The organism is Gordonia sp. ABKF26 (assembly GCF_041103195.1).
GTDB classification, from domain to species: domain Bacteria; phylum Actinomycetota; class Actinomycetes; order Mycobacteriales; family Mycobacteriaceae; genus Gordonia; species Gordonia terrae.
This window is the reverse complement of sequence record NZ_JBGCVZ010000003.1, coordinates 2,619,010-2,636,163: the sequence shown is the minus strand read 5'-3', so window position 1 is coordinate 2,636,163 and position 17,154 is coordinate 2,619,010. Positions and strand designations below refer to the sequence as shown.

The window sequence follows — 17,154 nt, the reverse complement described above, 5'->3', positions numbered from 1 at the left end:
TCAGCCCTTCTTCTCGACTCGTTCGATCGCGCGGACACGAACCGGTGCCGAGCGCGGATTGGTGGCCAGTTCGGTGTCGTCCGGACGCTCGGCCCCGCGGGTGATGAGACGGAAATCCGGTGCAGTGCCGGGCAATTCGACGGGAAGCCCGGGAGGCGAGGTCGACGTCGTGCGCGTGGCGAACTCGCGCTTGACGATCCGGTCCTCCAACGATTGATAACTCATCACCGCGACCCGGCCACCGACCACGAGTGAGTCCAGCGCCGCGGGCAATGCCTCACGCAGGACGTCCAATTCGTGATTGACCTCGATGCGCAGTGCCTGAAAGGTCCGCTTGGCCGGGTGCCCGCCGGTCCGCCTGGTGGCCGCGGGGATCGCGTCGTAGAGCAGTTCGACGAGACGTGCGCTGGTAGTGAACGGCTGCTTGTCCCGCTCGCGGAGAACCGCCGACGCGATCCGCCCGGCGAATCGTTCCTCGCCGTAATCGGAGAGCACGCGGGCCAATTCACCGTGCGAATACGTGTTGAGCACGTCAGCGGCGGTGAGCGGGTCGTCGGCATTCATCCGCATGTCCAGCGGTGCGTCCACCGCGTAGGCGAACCCGCGCCCCGCTTGATCCAGCTGCATCGAGGACACACCGAGATCGAACAGCGCGGCGTCGAGCGCCGATTCGCCCGCCGCGTCCATCACCTCACGGATCTGGTGAAACGTGGCCTGGTGCAGGGAGATCCGGTCGGCGTACGAAGCCAGGCGTGCGCGGGCGATCTCGAGGGCGGACGCATCTCGATCGATGCCGACCACCCTGGCGTTCGGGAACGACTCGAGGATGAGTTGGCTGTGCCCGCCGGCGCCGAGCGTGGCGTCGAGGAAGACCCGTGGTTCATCGGAATCCAGTGCGGGGGCGAGTAGTTCGACGATCCGAGCACCCATCACCGGTACGTGTCCGTACTCGCCGGAACGGCGAGGTTCGTCACCTGCATCGACCATGATGAAGACCCCCCATCGGCATGTGTGCGGTATCGGCGGTGGGCGGTTGCTTCGGGTCGGCGAGAGCAGGCGGTCGGATGGAGCGGGGTCCCGACCCGATCACGCACCTGGCGTTGGGGAAGTACGCCAGGGTCGCGACCGGGCCGAGGCCTCGTGCCACCCGAAGCCTCTGGGCACCGAACTCGCCCATCGGTTGCTGTCTCTTCGGTCTGTCTCTTGGTCGGTCGCCGGGCCTGGGTGGCCCGGCTACAGCACCGCGTTCAGGGCCGCGGAGTTGGCGGCCGAGAAGTTCTCCTCGTGGCTGGTCTGGTACTCGTTCCACGCGGCCGAGTCCCAGATCTCGAGGTGGTCGAAACTGCCGAACACCACGCACTCCTTCGTCAGCCCCGCGTAGACACGATGGTCGGCGGACAGGCTGATCCTGCCCTGACCATCTGGTCGTTGTTCTTCCGAACCGGCGAAGAAGGTTCGCTGGAAGGCACGCAGATCGGGATCGTTTCGAGATGCCTCGACGATCCGAGCGGCGATCGCATCGAACTCCTCGGTCCGGTACACCGACAAGCTGTGATCTTGGCCTTTGGTGACCACTACCCCTCCTGCCAGTGCGTCGCGGAACTTGGCGGGCAGCGTGAGCCGCCCCTTGTCGTCCAACTTGGGCGTGTAGGTACCGACGAATCGCACGGACACGTCGACACCTCCTGCCCACCGGATTCTGCGCCGTCCTGCGCCTCACCCGGTGATGCCACAGTACCCCACTTTCCACCACTTTCCACCCCACACGGCCCCCTGATTCACCCCACCTCAGCAAATATGCAGTTCAGAGACATTGATTCGAGTGTGGCGAAGCCTGCCTCGGCGCGTCGCGAGAAGGAATCTCGACGCGAGCGGCGTGACAAGAGGTGTTTGTGATGCGAGAGAGGCTTGAATGACGAGGCGAAACCGATGGGTGGGGCATAGTGGGGCGCCCCGGTGGGGGGAAGTGGGGATCGCCGGTGGGGTGAAGTGGGGACACCGTCGACTGGGCGTCCGATCCCGTCGACCGTGCGTCCGATCCCTTCGACCGTGCGTCGCGCAGTGTTTCGGAACTCACAGGAGGCGAACGGCAGCACGAAAAGAGCCGCGTGCCCGAAGGCACGCGGCTCTCTCTATGCAGTTGTGTCGCGGGGTCGGTCAGCCGATCGACGAACGCGGAGTCGCGATCAGCGGATCACTCTTGCTCGAACCGGCGATTGAATCGCTCCTCCATACGTTCGGACAGCTTGCGCTTGCCGCCGGACGACCCGGATTGCTTCTTGCCGGCCCTGGGCGCCGACGAACCGGACTCGGCGGTGCCGCTGCTGTCTCCCCAGAGAGCGAAGAGACCGGCCCCGAACATCACCAGGAAGCCCAGCAGGCTCACTATCGGGAATCCGCCGATGCTGATGTCGACGATGAGTCCGCCGACCAGCATCACCAGGCCGACGACGAAGATCGCCGCCGCCTGCAAGCGACGACGACCGCTCGACCTCCCCAGACGTCGACGCTTGACACTGGACGCAAACTTGGGGTCTTCCGCGTACAGCGCGCTCTCGATTTGTTCGAGCATGCGTTGCTCGTGCTCCGAAAGTGGCACCGACCCTCCTTCTCACTGATCCGCGACGCCGACGAAGGTCACCCGCGACCGGAAAGGCGTCTGCGCCTATATCGTCCCATGATACGAGGTGAAACCGACCGCGACCACCATTACTCGCCGTTGCGGATGACCGGCCGGTGCGAGATACGGCAAAGTGTGGCCCGATTCACGCTGTCGCGCCGATCTGCGGGGCCTCGAAACCGAGTTTTCCTTGCTCGTAGGCGATGACCATCGTCTCGACCTGGCGCAGGAAGTCGAGGACGAGCAGACGCATTCCGGCCACGCTGTCGGGGTCGACCGTGCGGATGATGCCGGACTCGATCTTCATCCGCACCGGCGAGAGCGCCGCGAACCGGGCTGCGATCGGCGCCAGCTCAGGTGCGACCATGCCGATGCGCGTCCACGCGTTCGAGGTCGACGTCCTGCGCCGGACCGTGCCGATCGGCTCGTGGACGGCCAGGGCCGCACCCGACGCGCGGAGGGCGACCAGATACAGCTGTCGAAAACGTTCGGCACCGTCGTCGACACCGTCAGCATTGTCGAGGAGCAGGTGTGCGCGCTCGAGGAGATCGCGGGCGCGGCCGACCATCACCGGATCGACGGGTGCCCCGTGGGTGAGAGCTGTGGCGCTGCGACTCCTGGCCATGCCGTCCTCCTCCTCGTGCGTGTGGTCGTTGTGTCCGGCGGCAGACGCTTCCCTCGTCCGCCGCCGGACCGTGTCGTGGATGAACGCGAACAGCTTGCGGAGGCACATTCATCGAACATCCGTTCGACACGTTCAATATAGCTAGCCCGGCGTCGGTGTTCAAGACATCTGTGACCCGAAACCACCGCCGGCCTGTACAACGCCACCACCCGCGACCCGATTCCTGCCGAGTGTGCATCATCGATAGGACAATTCCCGGAAGTGTCCGGCGCCGGTATCCACCCCAGAGGGCGGTGCGCCGGCGGTGATGCCGGGCGACTCATACGCGGTGACGACAACACAGAGCCGACGACATAAAGAACGACGACGAGGAGAACGGGAGTCCGTTGACGATCCGCCTGGTGAGCCTGACCGGCCAGGACGCCCGGGCCTGGCTCGAGCCCGCACTGGAGATCTACGTGACCGCGATGAACTATCCGCGCGGTACCGAGATCCACCGCGCCGGGCTCTGGCGTGAGCACATCGGTCGGCCCGGATGGCGCGCGGTGGGAGCGGTCGAGACCGTGAGTCCCCACGAGGCGCGGACCATGCCTGCCGCGCGCCGTCGGGTGGGTCCGCCGGTCGGCATCGGGCCCGACGACCTGCTGGTCGGCATCGCCTATGGATACACGGGCGCGACCGGCCAATGGTGGAACCAGCAGCTGCGACTCGGACTCCGTCAGACCGGCCGGCCGCCCGAGACGATCGAGGCGATCGCTCGCGACTACTTCGAACTCACCGAATTGCACGTGCACCCCACCGCCCAGGGACGAGGAATCGGCCAGTGGCTGCTCGCGCGGCTTCTCGCCGACCGGCCCGAACGTCACGTACTCCTCTCGACCCCGGAGATCCCTGCCGAGGACAACCGGGCGTGGTCGCTGTACCGGCGGATGGGCTTCACCGACGTCCTGCGTCATTTCACCTTCACCGGCGACCCCCGTCCGTTCGCCTTCCTCGGACGGCCGCTCCCCCTCGAACTACAACCGCCGACCGCGGCCCGCCGCGCCGAAGCCGGGAGCTGACATGCACGGAACCCGGCGCGACGCCGTCATCATCGGCGGGGGCCACAACGGGCTGATCGCCGCGGCCTATCTGGCTCAGGCCGGACGGGAGGTGGAGGTCCTCGAGCGGGACGAGATCCCCGGCGGCGCCGTCTCGACCGTCGAACGGTTCCCCGGGCACCGGGTCGACCGCGGGTCGTCGTCGCACCTGATGATCCGTCACTCCCCCGTCCTCGACGACCTCGAGCTGGCCGCACACGGTCTGCGGTACGTCGACTGCGATCCGTGGGCGTTCGTCCCGGCGACCGAGACGGCCCCGCCGATCGTCTTCCGCACCGACCTCGCCGCGACCTGCACGTCGATCGAAAATGCCTGTGGTGCAGCCGATGCCGCCGCCTACCGCCGATTCGTCGCCACGTGGACACCACGTGCCCGCGCGGTCATGGACGCGTTCTACCAACCCGCGACGATGGGTCGGTTCGGTCGGGCCTTCGGCGGGCTCGGCGACACCGCGACCACGGCGCGCACCGGATTCCTCGGCCGGCGGGGCGGCCGGGTGCTGAACCTCACCGCCGAGTTGATGGCCTCGGGCGACTCGCTTCTCGACGAGTACTTCGACTCCGAACAGCTCAAGGCCGGACTCGCGTGGTTCGGCGCGCAGTCCGGGCCGCCGATGAGTGCACCGGGGACCGCACCGATGATCGGCTTCGCCGCACTCATGCACCGGATTCCACCCGGCCGCGCGATCGGGGGCAGCGGTGCCCTCACCGACGCACTCGTACACCGGATCGACCACGACGGCGGCATCGTCTCGTGCGGCGACCCCGCGGTCTCCATCGCGCGCTGCGGCGACCACTGGCAAGTACTCACCCGCAGCGGCGAAACCCGCTGTGCCGGCACCATCATCAGCGCCTGCCACGTGCTGACGACGCTGGATCTCCTCGCCGCCGGCGGCTACGACGCCGGCACCATCGACCGGTGGCGACGCGCCATCGTCGTCGGCAGCGGGATCGGTATGGCGGTACGGCTGGGGACGACGAGTCTGCCCGCCTACCGGGATCTGCCGGACGACCTGCCCGAGCACGGTGTCCATTCGGCTCTGGGACTGCTCGTCACCGACCGCGCCCACCTCACCCGGGCCCACGCCGCGGCGTCGGTGGGCGAGCTCCCGCCGCGTCCCGCCGTGGTCGCGATGAGCTACTCGGCGATCGATCCGACACTCGCTCCGCCGGGCCGTTCCGTCATCAACCTGTGGGCGCAGTGGCATCCGTACCGGCTGGCCGAGGGCGACTGGCCCGCCGCGGCCGACCGGGCCGCGAAGGCCGTCTGCGACGAGGTCGACCGCCATGCACCCGGATTCGCCGAGTCGATCGCACACCGGTACATCCAGACACCGCGGGATCTCGCCGACGAGCTGGGCCTGATCGGCGGCAACATCATGCACGTCGAGATGTCCATCGACCAGATGTTCATGTGGCGCCCGACCCCCGACCTCGCGGGTCACCGGGTGCCCGGCGCCGACGGGCTGCTCCTCGCCGGCGCGTCGACACACCCCGGTGGGGGTGTCACCGGCGCCAGCGGGTACATCGCCGCCCAGTCGGCTCTGCGGCGCGGGCGCCGGGGGTTCGGCCGCCGATCCTGACTCGCCGACCGTCCGACCCGAGAAGCGCCCTGGACAAGAACCCTCGAGCGACCGCCGCCCGCGATCTGCCGCGTGGGCCGCGGTGGGCGGTGTCCGGGCCGGGTGGTTCGACATCGGGGTGGCCGGGAGACCCGACGCGGCGCGGCACGATGGGTGCCCCGCGCTTCCGTCGAGGTCTGGCACGATGAGCACCGTGCGTTCGTCGAATCCCGTACCGGGTGCGCCCGAGTCCCGCCGAGCCCGGCGCCTGCTGCCGTCCGCGGTGGCCGTCGCCCTCGTCGCCCTGTCCCCGTTGATGGCCGGTTGTCTCGAGCGGTCGACGACGGTCGGTGATCGCTACTCGGGGAGCGTGGTCGTAGCGACCACCCCGGACAATCCGCGCGGGACACCGCAGTTCGATCTCCCCGAGTCGATGGCCGGGCAGGTCTCGGTGACCGACTACCGACAGGTGCCCGAGCGACCCGACGCGCCGTCGTCGACTCCCGGCGCCGGACCCGAGAGCCCGGCCGAATCCGAATCCTCCTCCCCCTCCGAGACCGCCGGTAACGATGACGCGGGTGCGGACGGGAGTCCCGACGAGGACGATCCCGCCACCCGGGTGGGCTCGCGAGCGACGTTCAGTGATCTGACGGCAGGTCAGTTCGCCCAACTCGGCGACATCGTGGCCGACGCCTACGGCGACACCTCGCTGACGATGGACCTCACCGCCAAGCGCAGCGGCGAGGTCGTGCGATTCCGCGGTGACACCGACCTGACCGAGCTCGTCCCGGAACGCGACTACGTCCAGCTGACCGTCACCTTCGGCGGTCCGGTGACGGCGACGAACGGTGAACAGGTCGGGGAATCGACCGTGACCTGGACGCCCGCACCCGGTGAACCATCGGACTTCAGCGCCGACGCCACCTACCCGGACCCGGCGACCGCCGCGGTCAGCAGCTGGTCGTGGTTCGTCGCCCTGCTGTGCGTCGTGGTGGTCCTGGTGATCGTCCGGATCGCCTACAGCAAGCGATACCGCGGACCACGCCCCGGACGGCCGGTACCGACGAAGTCCGCACCGTCGACGATCTCGGGCGAGGGACTCGCCGCAGCCGCCGATCCCGCGGCAGGTGCGTCACCGGCACCGCCCGCCACGGACCGGAAGCCCTCCGCCGGGACGTGATTCAGCACGCCGGTCCGGCGTCGACACCGGTCCGGCGTGCCGGGTCTCCCCGCTCAGGCCGGAACGTGCAGCGCGGCGTCGACGTCCACGCCGAGACGGCCCAGGACCTCGGTCGTGGCCTTGGCGAAGTTGAGGCTGCAGAAATGCAGGCACGGCGCGCCCTCGGCGACGAGGCGCTGCGCCATCTCGGTGGCGAAGTCGATGCCGACGGCGCGGACCGACGCGCGATCCTCCTCGGCACCGTTCCCGGCCGCCTTGGCGAAGCGTTCCTCGACGTCGGGCGGGATCACCGAACCCGACAGCTCGACCATCCGCCGCGCGGTGGCCAGTGAGGTCACCGGCATGATGCCCGGGATGATCGGTTTGAGTCCCTGCTCGGGGTCGGCGGCGGCGACCCGATCGCGCAGCCGCAGGTAGTGCTCGACGTCGAAGAACATCTGGGTGATGGAGTACTCGGCACCGGCGCGCAACTTGTCGACCAGCGTGCGGGTGTCGTGATCGATGTCGGGCGACCGGTGATGGGTCTCCGGGAACGACGCCACTCCCACGTGGAAGTCGCCCAGGGTGTCGATGAGCCGGACCAGTTGTTCGGCGTACTCGACCCCGTCGGGATGGGCGACCCACTCGCCGAGCGGATCGCCCGGCGGATCGCCGCGCAGCGCGAGGATGTTGGTGATGCCCTGGTCGGCGTAGGCGCCGACCAGTGCCCGCAGTTCCGCGACGCTGTGGTTGACCGCGGTCAGGTGGGCCACCGGCAGCAGTGTGGTCTGTGCGGCCAGCTCGCCGGTGATGCGCACGGTGCGGTCCCGGGTGGAACCGCCGGCGCCGTAGGTCATCGAGACGAATGCCGGGGACAACCGCTCGAAGATGCGCACCGCCCGCCAGAGCCGGGACTCGGCCTCGGCGTCACGCGGTGGGAAGAACTCGACGGAGAACGGGACCGGGCCGCGGTGCGGAGCGGCCAGACGTTCGACGATCGAGGGTGCGGGAGCGGTTGGGGTCACTCGCACAGTGTACGGAGCTGGTCGCATAGCCTGGCAGGGTGACCTCCACGATCCCCACGCCCACCTCGCTCGATGCGGTCCCGGGCGCCGTCGAGGCCGAGTTGCGGGCCTTCTTCGCCGACGCGGTGCCCGCCACCGCCGCGATCGCGCCGGTGGTCGGCGAGGCCGCCGAACTGATCCGGGATTTCGTCCTGCGGGGCGGCAAGCGCATCCGGCCGGTCTTCGCCTTTGCCGGCTGGCGCTGCGGGACATCGTCGTCGGACCGCACGGTCGCCGGACACGATGCACCCGGCCCGCGGGACGCGCTGCGGGTCTGCGCCGCACTCGAGCTCGTGCAGGCCTGCGCCCTCATCCACGACGACATCATCGATCGGTCCGACACCCGTCGCGGGTTTCCGACGGTGCACCGCGAATTCGAGTCGCGCCACGAGAGCGCGAAGTGGGCCGGCGACCCCGGCGCGCACGGTGTCGCCGCTGCGATCCTCGCCGGCGACTTCGCGCTCGCCTGGGCGGACGACCTGGTTCACGGTCATCGGCCGGGGGTTTCGACAAGCTCAACCGGCAGCAGGGTCGGCTCAACCGGCAGCAGGGTCGGCGCGACCGGCAGCAAGGTCGGCGCGACCGGCAGGGACGGATCGACCGTCGAGGACGGCGGCCGCCCATTGCCCGCCGCGGTGGGCGCGACATGGGCGGCGATGCGGACCGAGGTCCTCGGCGGGCAGTTCCTCGACATCGTCAACGAGGCCGGCGGCGACGACTCGACCGAGGCCGCCTACCGCGTGATGGAGTTCAAGACCGCCGCCTACACCGTGGCGCGGCCCCTCGAACTGGGCGCGCGGCTGGCCGGTGCGTCCGACGATCTCGTGTCGGGCCTGCGGTCCATCGGCCACGATCTCGGCGTCGCATTCCAGCTCCGCGATGACCTGCTCGGTGTGTTCGGCGATCCGGAACGGACCGGGAAGCCGTCGGGCGACGATCTGGTCTCCGGTAAACGCACGGCACTGCTCGCGATCGCCCTGCAACGAGCCGACGCGGCCGACCCGGCGCTCGGCGCCCGTCTGCGCTCCCACCTCGGGCGCGCCCTGGACGATGACGAGTTGAACTCCGCGCGTGGCATTTTCGTCGAGGTGGGCGCGGTGGCCGAAGTCGAGAACTCGATCGACGAGCTGCTGGGGTCGGCGCTGTCCGCACTCGACGCCGCCGACATCGGCGCCGACATCCGCACCGAGCTGATCGCGGTCGCACATCGCGTCGCGCACCGCGAGGCGTGAACGCTCCCGTGACACGGGCCGAGCGCGGCTCGACCGGCCGGTTCGATCTGATCCTCGGCGCCGTCGGTTCCGTGCTCGTCTGCCTCGGCAGCTTCGGGGTCGGCGACCCGCCGCGGAACTCGACCGTCCTGTCCGATCTGGGTCTGAGCTGGATCACCTACGGACACGGGAAGAACGTCTTCGGCACCCTGTTCTGGCTGGGCGTCTTCCTCATGGTGTTCGGCTGGGTCCGACTGGGGCGTCGGATCTTCTCCCGCTCTGCTCACACCCCATCGACCCGGACGTTGAGTCGGTGGGTACTGGTGTGGGCCGCCCCACTCCTCGTGGCGGTGCCGGTGTACTCCCGCGACGTCTACGCCTACCTGGCGCAGGGCGCCGTGTTCGGCGCAGGTTTCGATCCGTACGCGGACGGTCCCGCCCACCTACCGGGCCCACTCGTGGACAGCATGGCGCAGGTGTGGGCGACCACGACGGCTCCCTACGGCCCCTTCTTCATGGGCATGCTGCGCGTGGTCACCGAGATCACCGGCGATCACGCGATCATCGGCGTGCTGGCCATCCGGCTCGTGCTGTTGCCCGGACTGTTTCTGGCGCTCTGGGCGATCCCGCGGTTGGCCGAACGGTTCGGGGCCTCACCCCAGGCCGGGCTGTGGCTGGCCCTGTTCAATCCGATGGTCCTGATCCACCTCGTGGCGGGCCCGCACGTCGAGTTGCTCATGATGGGCGTGCTCGTGACCGGGATCGTCCTGGTGGTCGACGGCCGGCATGTGTGGGGTACGTCGGTCCTGGCGCTTGCCGTGTCGATCAAGATCACCGCCGGGATCGCGCTGCCGTTCGTCTTGTGGATCTGGTTGTCGCACATCCGCTCTCGTCGACCGGTGACATCCCGCGACGTGGTGACGGTGTTCACGTCGATCGTCGGCATCGCGGTCGCGGTGTTCGGGGTGTGGACCCTGGCGATCGGTCTGGGACTCGGTTGGCTCACCGGTCTGGGGTGGGCCGACGTCATCATCAACTGGTTCACCATCCCCACCCTCGCCGCCCATCTCGTCACCCTGATCGCGGCGCCCTTCGTCGCACTCAACCTGCAACCGGTTCTGGAGGTCACCCGGGCGATCGGTTCGGTCGTTCTCGCGGTGACCCTCGTCGCGGTGTGGTGGCGACATCGACACGACGCACGGGATGCGGTGGCCGGGATGGCCTGGGCGATGCTGGCCGTGCTGCTGCTCGAACCGTCGACGCTGCCCTGGTACTACACCTGGGTGCTGGTGATCGCGGTCGCCTTCGACCTGCCGATGTGGGTGCGGGCGACGGTCGTCGGCGCGTCGACCTTCCTGCTGATCGTCTTCCAGCCCGACGACGCGATCGTCTTCTACAAGCCCGTCGAGGTGGCGCTGGCCGCGGCACTCGCGGGCCTCGCGGCGTGGTCGCTGTCCCATCGGGACCCGTTGCGGCTGGGCCGGTTCGGGAGGTGGGCCTGGGGTGCGACCCCGGCCGGCGAGAGCGCTGCTGCGTCGGATGCCATCGCGGAGTCCGGGGTCGAGAAGTCGGCGCGCGCCGACGCCGAACCCGGGGAATTCGAGGCCGGGGAATTCGGGACCGGGGCGCCGGTCAGAAAGCCTGGGCCTGCGCCCGGCGGATGATCTCGCGGGCGAAATCCGTGTGCAACGCAGCTGCCGGGTGGAGACCGAGATCTTGCTGCTCGGTGAACAGCCACTCCATCACTTCGTCGCGCGTGTAACCGCCGTCGATCAGGACCGCCACGAGTCCGTAGAAATGCTTGGCGACGCCGTCCTCGTCCACGAACAGTGCCGGAATCGCCGGGTGGCCATCGTGGCTGACCGCGAGCAGATGATGGTCACGGATGAGTGTGCGCACTCGGTTGGTCGACACCCCGAGACGGTCGGCGACATCGTCGATCGACAGGAACTCGGTGTCGGACGGCAGAGTGTCAGGCGACAACGGTAGGGAACCCACGTCGAAAGGGTAACCGGTCGTCGGAAGCGGGAGAAACCGTCGGGTCGAGACAACCGGCCGAACGAGACCCGCGAAGGCCCGGCGGCAACGCAGTCGGTCTCGGCATCGTGCCGATGCTCTCGACCGGCCCGGGCGGCAGGTAGATTCGGCAGCGTGAACTCCCCCGTCGACACGATGCTCGGGACCGTCCTGGAGGACCGGTACCGGATCGACGCGCCCATCGCGCGCGGCGGGATGTCGGCGGTGTATCTCGCGGTCGACCTGCGGCTGGGGCGCGACGTCGCGGTGAAGGTGATGGACTCCCGCTATTCCGGTGACCCACAGTTCCTGCGCCGCTTCGAGTTCGAGGCGCGTGCGGTCGCCGGCCTGAAGCACCCCGGGCTGGTCGCCGTCTACGACCAGGGCATCGACAACGGCATCGCCTTCCTGGTGATGGAACTGGTCGACGGGGGCAGTCTGCGAGAACTGTTGCGCGAACGCGGCCCGATGCCGCCCCATGCCGTCGTCGCGGTGGCCGCGCCGGTACTGGGCGGACTCGGCACCGCACATGCCGCGGGCCTGGTCCATCGCGATGTGAAACCCGAGAACGTGCTCATCTCGGACGAGGGCGAGGTCAAGGTTGCCGACTTCGGGCTCGTGCGCGCCGTCGCCGAGGCGGGGGTGACCTCGGCGAGCGTGATCCTCGGGACCGCCGCCTACCTCTCCCCCGAGCAGGTCGAGTCCACCCACGCCGATGCGCGCAGCGACGTCTATTCCATGGGTGTGATGATGTTCGAACTCCTCACGGGCAGAACACCTTTCTCCGGCGACTCGCCCCTCGCGCTCGCCTATCAGCGACTCAGCTTCGATGTGCCGGCGCCCGGTGACGTGATCGCGGGGGTGCCCGAGGAGTTCGACGAGATCGTGCTGCGCGCGACCGAACGCAACCCCGCCGACCGGTATGTGGACGGCTTCGACATGCAGCGGGCGCTCCTCGGCGTCGCCGACGAACTCGATCTCCCGCCGTTCACGGTGCCGGCGCCCCGCCGGTCGGCCGAGCGACAGACGGTGTCCCGCTACCGGGGTCCGGATCCCGTCGGGCACGGCACGCGGGTGCAGTCGGTGCCGGGTCCGCACACCCCGGCGTCCGAGCCGGTACGGCAGGCGAACGACACCCCGGTCGAGCAACCGGCGGCCGAACGCGAGGACCTCGCACCGTCGCCGCGGCCCGTGACCCGCCGCACCGCTCGGCCCGAGGCCGTGGAGCCCGAACTCATCGGCGGCAGCCGCCTGGGCGCCCTGATGTGGATCGTCGTCGTGCTGCTGCTCACCGCGGGACTCGGCGCCCTCGGCTTCTGGGTCGGCAGCACGTTCCTCGCGATCGGCTGACTCGCTGCCCCCGAAGGTGCGAGCGCAGCACCTCCGGGGGCAGGGAGCAGAGTGTCAGCCGCGCAGCATCTCCGCGACGAGAAAGGCGAGCTCGAGCGACTGCTGGGTGTTGAGACGAGGATCGCAGGCGGTCTCGTAGCGCCCGCCGAGATCGAGGTCCGAGATCTCCTGTGCGCCACCGAGACACTCGGTGACGTCCTCACCGGTCAGTTCGACGTGGACGCCGCCGGGATGGCTGCCCAGCGCGCGATGGACCTCGAAGAAGCCCTGCACCTCGTCGACGATGCGATCGAAGTGCCGGGTCTTGAAACCGGTCGACGCCTCGTGGGTGTTGCCGTGCATCGGATCGCACTGCCAGATGACCTTGTGTCCGGTCGCCTCGACGGCGCCGACGATCGCCGGCAGCACGTCGCGGACCTTGCCGTTGCCCATCCGCGCGACGAGCGTGAGCCGCCCCGGCACGTTGTGCGGATCGAGCCGCTCGACGTATTCGACGGCCTGCTCCGGGGTCGTCGTGGGCCCGATCTTCACCCCGATCGGGTTGTTCACGAGTTCGGCGAAGGCGATGTGCGCACCGTCGAGCTGGCGGGTCCGCTCGCCGATCCACAGGAAGTGGGCCGACAGGTCGTAGAGGACCTTGCCCGGCCCGTCGGGGTCGTCGGCCAGACGCAGCATGGCGCGCTCGTAGTCGAGGACGAGCGCTTCGTGCGACGCGAAGATGGAGGCGGAGTTCAGATTCGAGTCGGTGACGCCACATGCGTCCATGAACCGCAGACCGCGGTCGATCTCCGACGCGAGCGCCTCGTAGCGCGCGCCGGCCGGTGACGTGCGCACGAACTCACGGTTCCAGTCGTGCACCCGCGTCAGGTCCGCCTCGGCCTGCGTGAGCGCCCGGACGAGGTTCATCGCGGCGGCCGCGTTCGCGTACGCCCGCACCAGACGGGACGGATCGTGTGCCCGCACCGCCGCGTCGGCAGGGAACCCGTTGACCATGTCGCCGCGGTAGGAGGGCAGACCCAGGGCGTCGGTGTCGGACGATCGCGGTTTGGCGTACTGGCCCGCGATCCGCGCGACCTTCACGACCGGCATGCTGGCGCCGTAGGTCAGCACGACGGCCATCTGCAGCAGCGTGCGGATGTTGCCCTTGATGTGCGGTTCGGTGTTGTCGGCGAAGGTCTCCGCGCAGTCGCCGCCCTGAAGCAGGAACGCGCGCCCCTCGGCGACGTCGGCCAGTTGCGCGGCGAGCGTCTGGACCTCGGCGGGCATGCAGATCGGTGGCACCGACTCGAGGACGGTACGCATCTTGCGCGCCTCGTCGGCCGGCCAGCTCGGCTGTTGCACGGCCGGGCGGCTGAGCGCGTCGTCGAAACGCGTCTGGAGATCACCCGGTAGCGGAGGGAGCTCGGGGAGCTCGTCGATCGGCACGTCTACGGTCCAGTTCACCACCCGTCCAGGGTAAAGGAGACGCGGCCGACGACCCGTCCGCGGGTCAGACGCGAGCCTTCTCGATGGCCTCCCAGCGGCGCAGGTTGTGGCGGGCGTCGCTCAGCGCGTCGTGCGCATCCGACGGTGTGGGCGGAAGCGCCGGACGACCAGCGGCCTCCCAGTGCTGTCGCAACTCGCGGGTGAAGCGCGGGATCTCCCGCGGCAGCGCGGTCATCGGACCCCACAGCTGGCAGAGCACCACGTGGTCGTAGGCACCCACCCAGGCCCACAGCTCGATGTCGGTGCCGTCCGCGGTGAGGAACTCGAGCAGATCCTCGCGGATGCGGCGGCGGTCCCGCCATGCGGAGGACGACGGCGACGGCAGCTTCGGCAACACGTTGGCCCGCACCCAGTCCCCCGCCCGGCCGGGATCGAAATCGGTCGACACCGCATAGAACTCGCGGCCGTCCTCACCGACGACCCCGATCGAGACCAACTCGATGGTGGTGCCGTCCTCGATGAACTCCGAGTCATAGAAGAAGCGCATGGGTCAAGTATTCACACACCCGCGCACCGACCCGCGCACCGCGCACCGTTTCGCCATACCGCCCTCTGCCTGTCTACCCTGGTATTTCGTGCGCTCCAGGTCTGTGCTGGCGACCGCTCTCCTGGCGGCGTCGATCATCGCGCGGCTCGTCTGGGACACGCTGACCGTGAACGGCAGGAACTTCGTGGACCTGCACGTTTACCGCGACGGTTCGGCGGGTCTCGCCGACGGGTCGCTCTATGTCTTCACCTACGCCGGTGAGACCGACTTCGCGCTGCCCTTCACCTATCCGCCGTTCGCGGCCGTCGTGCTGTACCCGCTGTCCCTCGTACCGTGGGATCTGGTGGCGATCGGCTGGCAGCTGGCGACCTTCGGCGCGTTGTATGCGTGCGTGGTCCTCGCCCTGCGCCTGTGCGGGTCGACCACCGACGTCTACGCCGTGGCCGCCCTGTGGACCGCGCCCGCGATCTGGTGTGAGCCCGTGCGGGTCACCCTCGACTACGGCCAGATCAACGTCTTCCTGATGCTGGGCACCCTGCTGGCGGTGACCTGGGCGCGCAGCGACCGGGGGGTACTGGCCGGCGGTGCGCTCATCGGTCTGATGGCGGGTATCAAGCTGACCCCGGCCATCTCGGGTCTCTGGTATCTGGCAGCCCGCAAGCCGCTGGGTGCGGTGGCCGCCGCGGCTGCGTTCGTGTTCACGGTCCTCGGCTGCCTGCTGCTCTTCCCGGACGTCACCCGGACCTACTACGGCACCCTGTTCGGCGACGCCGAGCGCATCGGCCCGGTCGAGGCGGTGATCAACCAGAGCCTGCGTGGCACCCTGTCCCGCTTCGTCGGCTTCGACGTCGGGACGGGCTGGATCTGGATGATCGGCGTCCTGGTCGCGGTCCTGGTGGCCGTGTTCGCCTGGCGGGCGGTCTCCGACGCACTGGGCATCCTCCTCGTGGTGCAGTTCTTCGGGCTCCTGATCTCGCCGATCTCGTGGGTCCATCACTGGGTGTGGGTCATCCCGCTGGCGATCTGGCTCGTCCACGGCGCCGGGTCACGGCGTCGGGGCGCACGAGTCGTACTCGCGATGTGGGTGGCGGTCGCCGGGCTCGGCATCCCGTGGCTTCTGCGGATCACCATCGAGTACGGTCCCGAGCCCCCGGCGGCACTCGAGGCGATCTTCGGAGCCGCGTGGCCGGTCGCCACCTTCGTCACCTTCGCCTGGATGATCGCGACCCGCGCCGCACGCGACGACCCCCGCGACTCCCGACCGCCCGATGTGGTCGCCGCCGCGATCATCGTCGACGGTCGGTTGCTTCTCGCCCAGCGGTCACGTCCGGCCGAACTCGCCGGCCGGTGGGAACTGCCCGGTGGCCGCGTCGAATCCGGGGAAACGCATGCGGCCGCGCTGGTCCGGGAGATCCGCGAGGAACTCGGCGCCGAGGTCGAACCGCTGGGGGCCGTGGGCTCCCCCGTCGCGCTGCCCGGTGGATTGACCCTGCACGCCTACCTCGCGCGCCTGCGGTCCGGGACCCCGACCGCACTCGAGCACCTGGACGTGCGCTGGTTCTCCGCCGACGAACTACGGCTCTTCGACACCGCCGAGATCGTGCCGGCGGATCGCGACTGGATTCCCGACCTGTGCGCCGTCCTCGACGGCACCCGGGTGGGCGACGCCGGCTGAGCAGTCAGGCGGCGTCGGCAGCGGGCGGCTCGACCGGCGGCGCCTGGTTCTTGAGACTCGCGGCGTAGACGTCGACGTACTGCTGACCCGAGAGCTGCATCAGCTCGTACATGATCTCGTCGGTGACCGCGCGTTCGATGTAGCGGTTGCCCTCCATGCCCTCGTAGCGCGAGAAGTCCAGGGGCTTGCCGATGCGCACCGCGACCCGGGTCGGCCGCGGGAGAATGCTGCCGGGCGGGTTGAACTTGTGGGTGTCGATCATCGCGACGGGGATCACCGGCACCCCGGTGTCCATGGCCAGCCGGGCCAGGCCGGTCTTTCCCTTGTAGAGGCGTCCATCCGGCGACCGGGTGCCCTCGGGGTACATCCCCATCAGCTTGCCCTTGTCGAGCTGGCGGCGCGCGGCGGTGAGTGCGCCCTCCGCCGCCTGGGCGCCGGACCGGTCGATGGGGATCTGACCGACGGCGGTGAAGAACCAGCGCTGGAATCCGCCCTTGAGGCCGGTGCCGGTGAAGTACTCGCTCTTGGCGAGGAAGTAGATCCGGCGGTCCACCATCAGTGGCAGGAAGAAGCTGTCCATCACCGCGAGGTGGTTGCTGGCCAGGATCGCCGGGCCGTCGGTCGGGATGTTCTCGTGCCCTTCGATGGTCGGCCGACCGAGGACCCGCAGGATCGGGCCGAGAAAGATGTACTTGAACGCCCAGTACCACATGAGATTCTCCTCGCCGCGCACACCGACCCGATGATTTCCCGCCGGCCGATCGCCCCGCGGAGACCGCGGAACGCACCGGGTGCCCCGAC

At 69.2% G+C, this 17,154-nt stretch carries 16 protein-coding genes; 7 read left to right on the top strand and 9 right to left on the bottom strand.

The features are described 5' to 3' along the window. The 4 genes from rsmH to AB4Z55_RS12325 all read right to left on the bottom strand — a co-directional run bounded on the left by rsmH (position 1) and on the right by AB4Z55_RS12325 (position 3,245). Entirely contained in the window at positions 1-987 is a 987-nt protein-coding gene (gene rsmH / locus AB4Z55_RS12340) for a 16S rRNA (cytosine(1402)-N(4))-methyltransferase RsmH (protein ID WP_248642958.1), read from the bottom strand. A gap of 246 nt (positions 988-1,233) precedes the next feature. Next, positions 1,234-1,674: a division/cell wall cluster transcriptional repressor MraZ gene (gene mraZ / locus AB4Z55_RS12335; protein ID WP_064570559.1), complete on the bottom strand. Its 441-nt coding sequence runs from the start codon at positions 1,672-1,674 to the stop codon at positions 1,234-1,236. Positions 1,675-2,194: 520 nt separating this feature from the next. Next, on the bottom strand, positions 2,195-2,599 hold the full coding sequence (locus AB4Z55_RS12330; protein ID WP_004022882.1) for a DUF3040 domain-containing protein: 405 nt from the start codon (positions 2,597-2,599) through the stop codon (positions 2,195-2,197). Between the two features lie 166 nt (positions 2,600-2,765). Continuing rightward, a complete protein-coding gene (locus AB4Z55_RS12325) occupies positions 2,766-3,245 on the bottom strand; it encodes an SAV_6107 family HEPN domain-containing protein (RefSeq protein WP_033204021.1) in 480 nt (159 codons plus the stop codon). A gap of 386 nt (positions 3,246-3,631) precedes the next feature. Here AB4Z55_RS12325 and AB4Z55_RS12320 point away from each other — a divergent pair, with 386 nt between their 5' ends. The 3 genes from AB4Z55_RS12320 to AB4Z55_RS12310 all read left to right on the top strand — a co-directional run bounded on the left by AB4Z55_RS12320 (position 3,632) and on the right by AB4Z55_RS12310 (position 7,086). Continuing rightward, entirely contained in the window at positions 3,632-4,306 is a 675-nt protein-coding gene (locus tag AB4Z55_RS12320) for a GNAT family N-acetyltransferase (protein WP_369519807.1), read from the top strand. A gap of 1 nt (position 4,307) precedes the next feature. After that, the gene (locus AB4Z55_RS12315; protein WP_369519806.1) at positions 4,308-5,927 is read left to right on the top strand and encodes a phytoene desaturase family protein; all 1,620 of its coding nucleotides are present in this window, start codon (positions 4,308-4,310) and stop codon (positions 5,925-5,927) included. A 184-nt stretch (positions 5,928-6,111) separates the two neighbouring features. Then, entirely contained in the window at positions 6,112-7,086 is a 975-nt protein-coding gene (locus AB4Z55_RS12310) for a DUF3153 domain-containing protein (protein ID WP_369519805.1), read from the top strand. A 53-nt stretch (positions 7,087-7,139) separates the two neighbouring features. On the opposite strand, the gene AB4Z55_RS12305 is transcribed toward AB4Z55_RS12310, so the two are convergent. Further along, on the bottom strand, positions 7,140-8,117 hold the full coding sequence (locus tag AB4Z55_RS12305; RefSeq protein WP_033203915.1) for a methylenetetrahydrofolate reductase: 978 nt from the start codon (positions 8,115-8,117) through the stop codon (positions 7,140-7,142). Between the two features lie 11 nt (positions 8,118-8,128). On the opposite strand from AB4Z55_RS12305, the gene AB4Z55_RS12300 reads away from it, so the two are divergent. Continuing rightward, positions 8,129-9,361, top strand: a complete 1,233-nt coding sequence (locus AB4Z55_RS12300; RefSeq protein ID WP_369519804.1) for a polyprenyl synthetase family protein — start codon at positions 8,129-8,131, stop codon at positions 9,359-9,361. Between the two features lie 8 nt (positions 9,362-9,369). After that, a complete protein-coding gene (locus AB4Z55_RS12295) occupies positions 9,370-11,004 on the top strand; it encodes an alpha-(1->6)-mannopyranosyltransferase A (RefSeq protein ID WP_369519803.1) in 1,635 nt (544 codons plus the stop codon). Here AB4Z55_RS12295 and AB4Z55_RS12290 read toward each other — a convergent pair. Then, positions 10,973-11,338 carry an Rv2175c family DNA-binding protein gene (locus AB4Z55_RS12290; RefSeq protein WP_369519802.1) on the bottom strand — a complete coding sequence of 122 codons (366 nt, stop codon included), beginning with the start codon at positions 11,336-11,338 and terminating at the stop codon, positions 10,973-10,975. The two genes, AB4Z55_RS12295 and AB4Z55_RS12290, sit on opposite strands and share 32 nt — an antisense overlap. Before the next feature lie 153 nt (positions 11,339-11,491). Here AB4Z55_RS12290 and AB4Z55_RS12285 point away from each other — a divergent pair, with 153 nt between their 5' ends. After that, the gene (locus tag AB4Z55_RS12285) at positions 11,492-12,706 is read left to right on the top strand and encodes a protein kinase (RefSeq protein WP_369519801.1); all 1,215 of its coding nucleotides are present in this window, start codon (positions 11,492-11,494) and stop codon (positions 12,704-12,706) included. 54 nt (positions 12,707-12,760) lie between these two features. Here the strand turns inward: AB4Z55_RS12285 and AB4Z55_RS12280 are convergent, their stop codons facing one another. Both AB4Z55_RS12280 and AB4Z55_RS12275 read right to left on the bottom strand, forming a co-directional pair. Beyond that, a complete protein-coding gene (locus AB4Z55_RS12280; RefSeq protein WP_033203917.1) occupies positions 12,761-14,152 on the bottom strand; it encodes a class II 3-deoxy-7-phosphoheptulonate synthase in 1,392 nt (463 codons plus the stop codon). A gap of 43 nt (positions 14,153-14,195) precedes the next feature. Beyond that, positions 14,196-14,678, bottom strand: a complete 483-nt coding sequence (locus AB4Z55_RS12275) for a polyadenylate-specific 3'-exoribonuclease AS (RefSeq protein ID WP_004022893.1) — start codon at positions 14,676-14,678, stop codon at positions 14,196-14,198. Positions 14,679-14,781: 103 nt separating this feature from the next. On the opposite strand from AB4Z55_RS12275, the gene AB4Z55_RS12270 reads away from it, so the two are divergent. Beyond that, positions 14,782-16,353 carry a mannosyltransferase gene (locus AB4Z55_RS12270; RefSeq protein ID WP_354562889.1) on the top strand — a complete coding sequence of 524 codons (1,572 nt, stop codon included), beginning with the start codon at positions 14,782-14,784 and terminating at the stop codon, positions 16,351-16,353. A 4-nt stretch (positions 16,354-16,357) separates the two neighbouring features. Here the strand turns inward: AB4Z55_RS12270 and AB4Z55_RS12265 are convergent, their stop codons facing one another. Next, the gene (locus tag AB4Z55_RS12265) at positions 16,358-17,065 is read right to left on the bottom strand and encodes a 1-acyl-sn-glycerol-3-phosphate acyltransferase (RefSeq protein ID WP_101819571.1); all 708 of its coding nucleotides are present in this window, start codon (positions 17,063-17,065) and stop codon (positions 16,358-16,360) included. Positions 17,066-17,154: the final 89 nt, after the last annotated feature.

Bases quoted from the DNA above. Each gene is read 5' to 3' on its own strand.
- rsmH (WP_248642958.1), bottom strand. From the start codon at position 987: ATGGTCGATGCAGGTGACGAACCTCGCCGTTCCGGCGAGTACGGACAC.
- AB4Z55_RS12325 (WP_033204021.1), bottom strand. From the start codon at position 3,245: ATGGCCAGGAGTCGCAGCGCCACAGCTCTCACCCACGGGGCACCCGTC.
- AB4Z55_RS12315 (WP_369519806.1), top strand. From the start codon at position 4,308: ATGCACGGAACCCGGCGCGACGCCGTCATCATCGGCGGGGGCCACAAC.
- AB4Z55_RS12310 (WP_369519805.1), top strand. From the start codon at position 6,112: ATGAGCACCGTGCGTTCGTCGAATCCCGTACCGGGTGCGCCCGAGTCC.
- AB4Z55_RS12305 (WP_033203915.1), bottom strand. From the start codon at position 8,117: ATGCGACCAGCTCCGTACACTGTGCGAGTGACCCCAACCGCTCCCGCA.
- AB4Z55_RS12275 (WP_004022893.1), bottom strand. From the start codon at position 14,678: ATGCGCTTCTTCTATGACTCGGAGTTCATCGAGGACGGCACCACCATC.
- AB4Z55_RS12265 (WP_101819571.1), bottom strand. From the start codon at position 17,065: ATGTGGTACTGGGCGTTCAAGTACATCTTTCTCGGCCCGATCCTGCGG.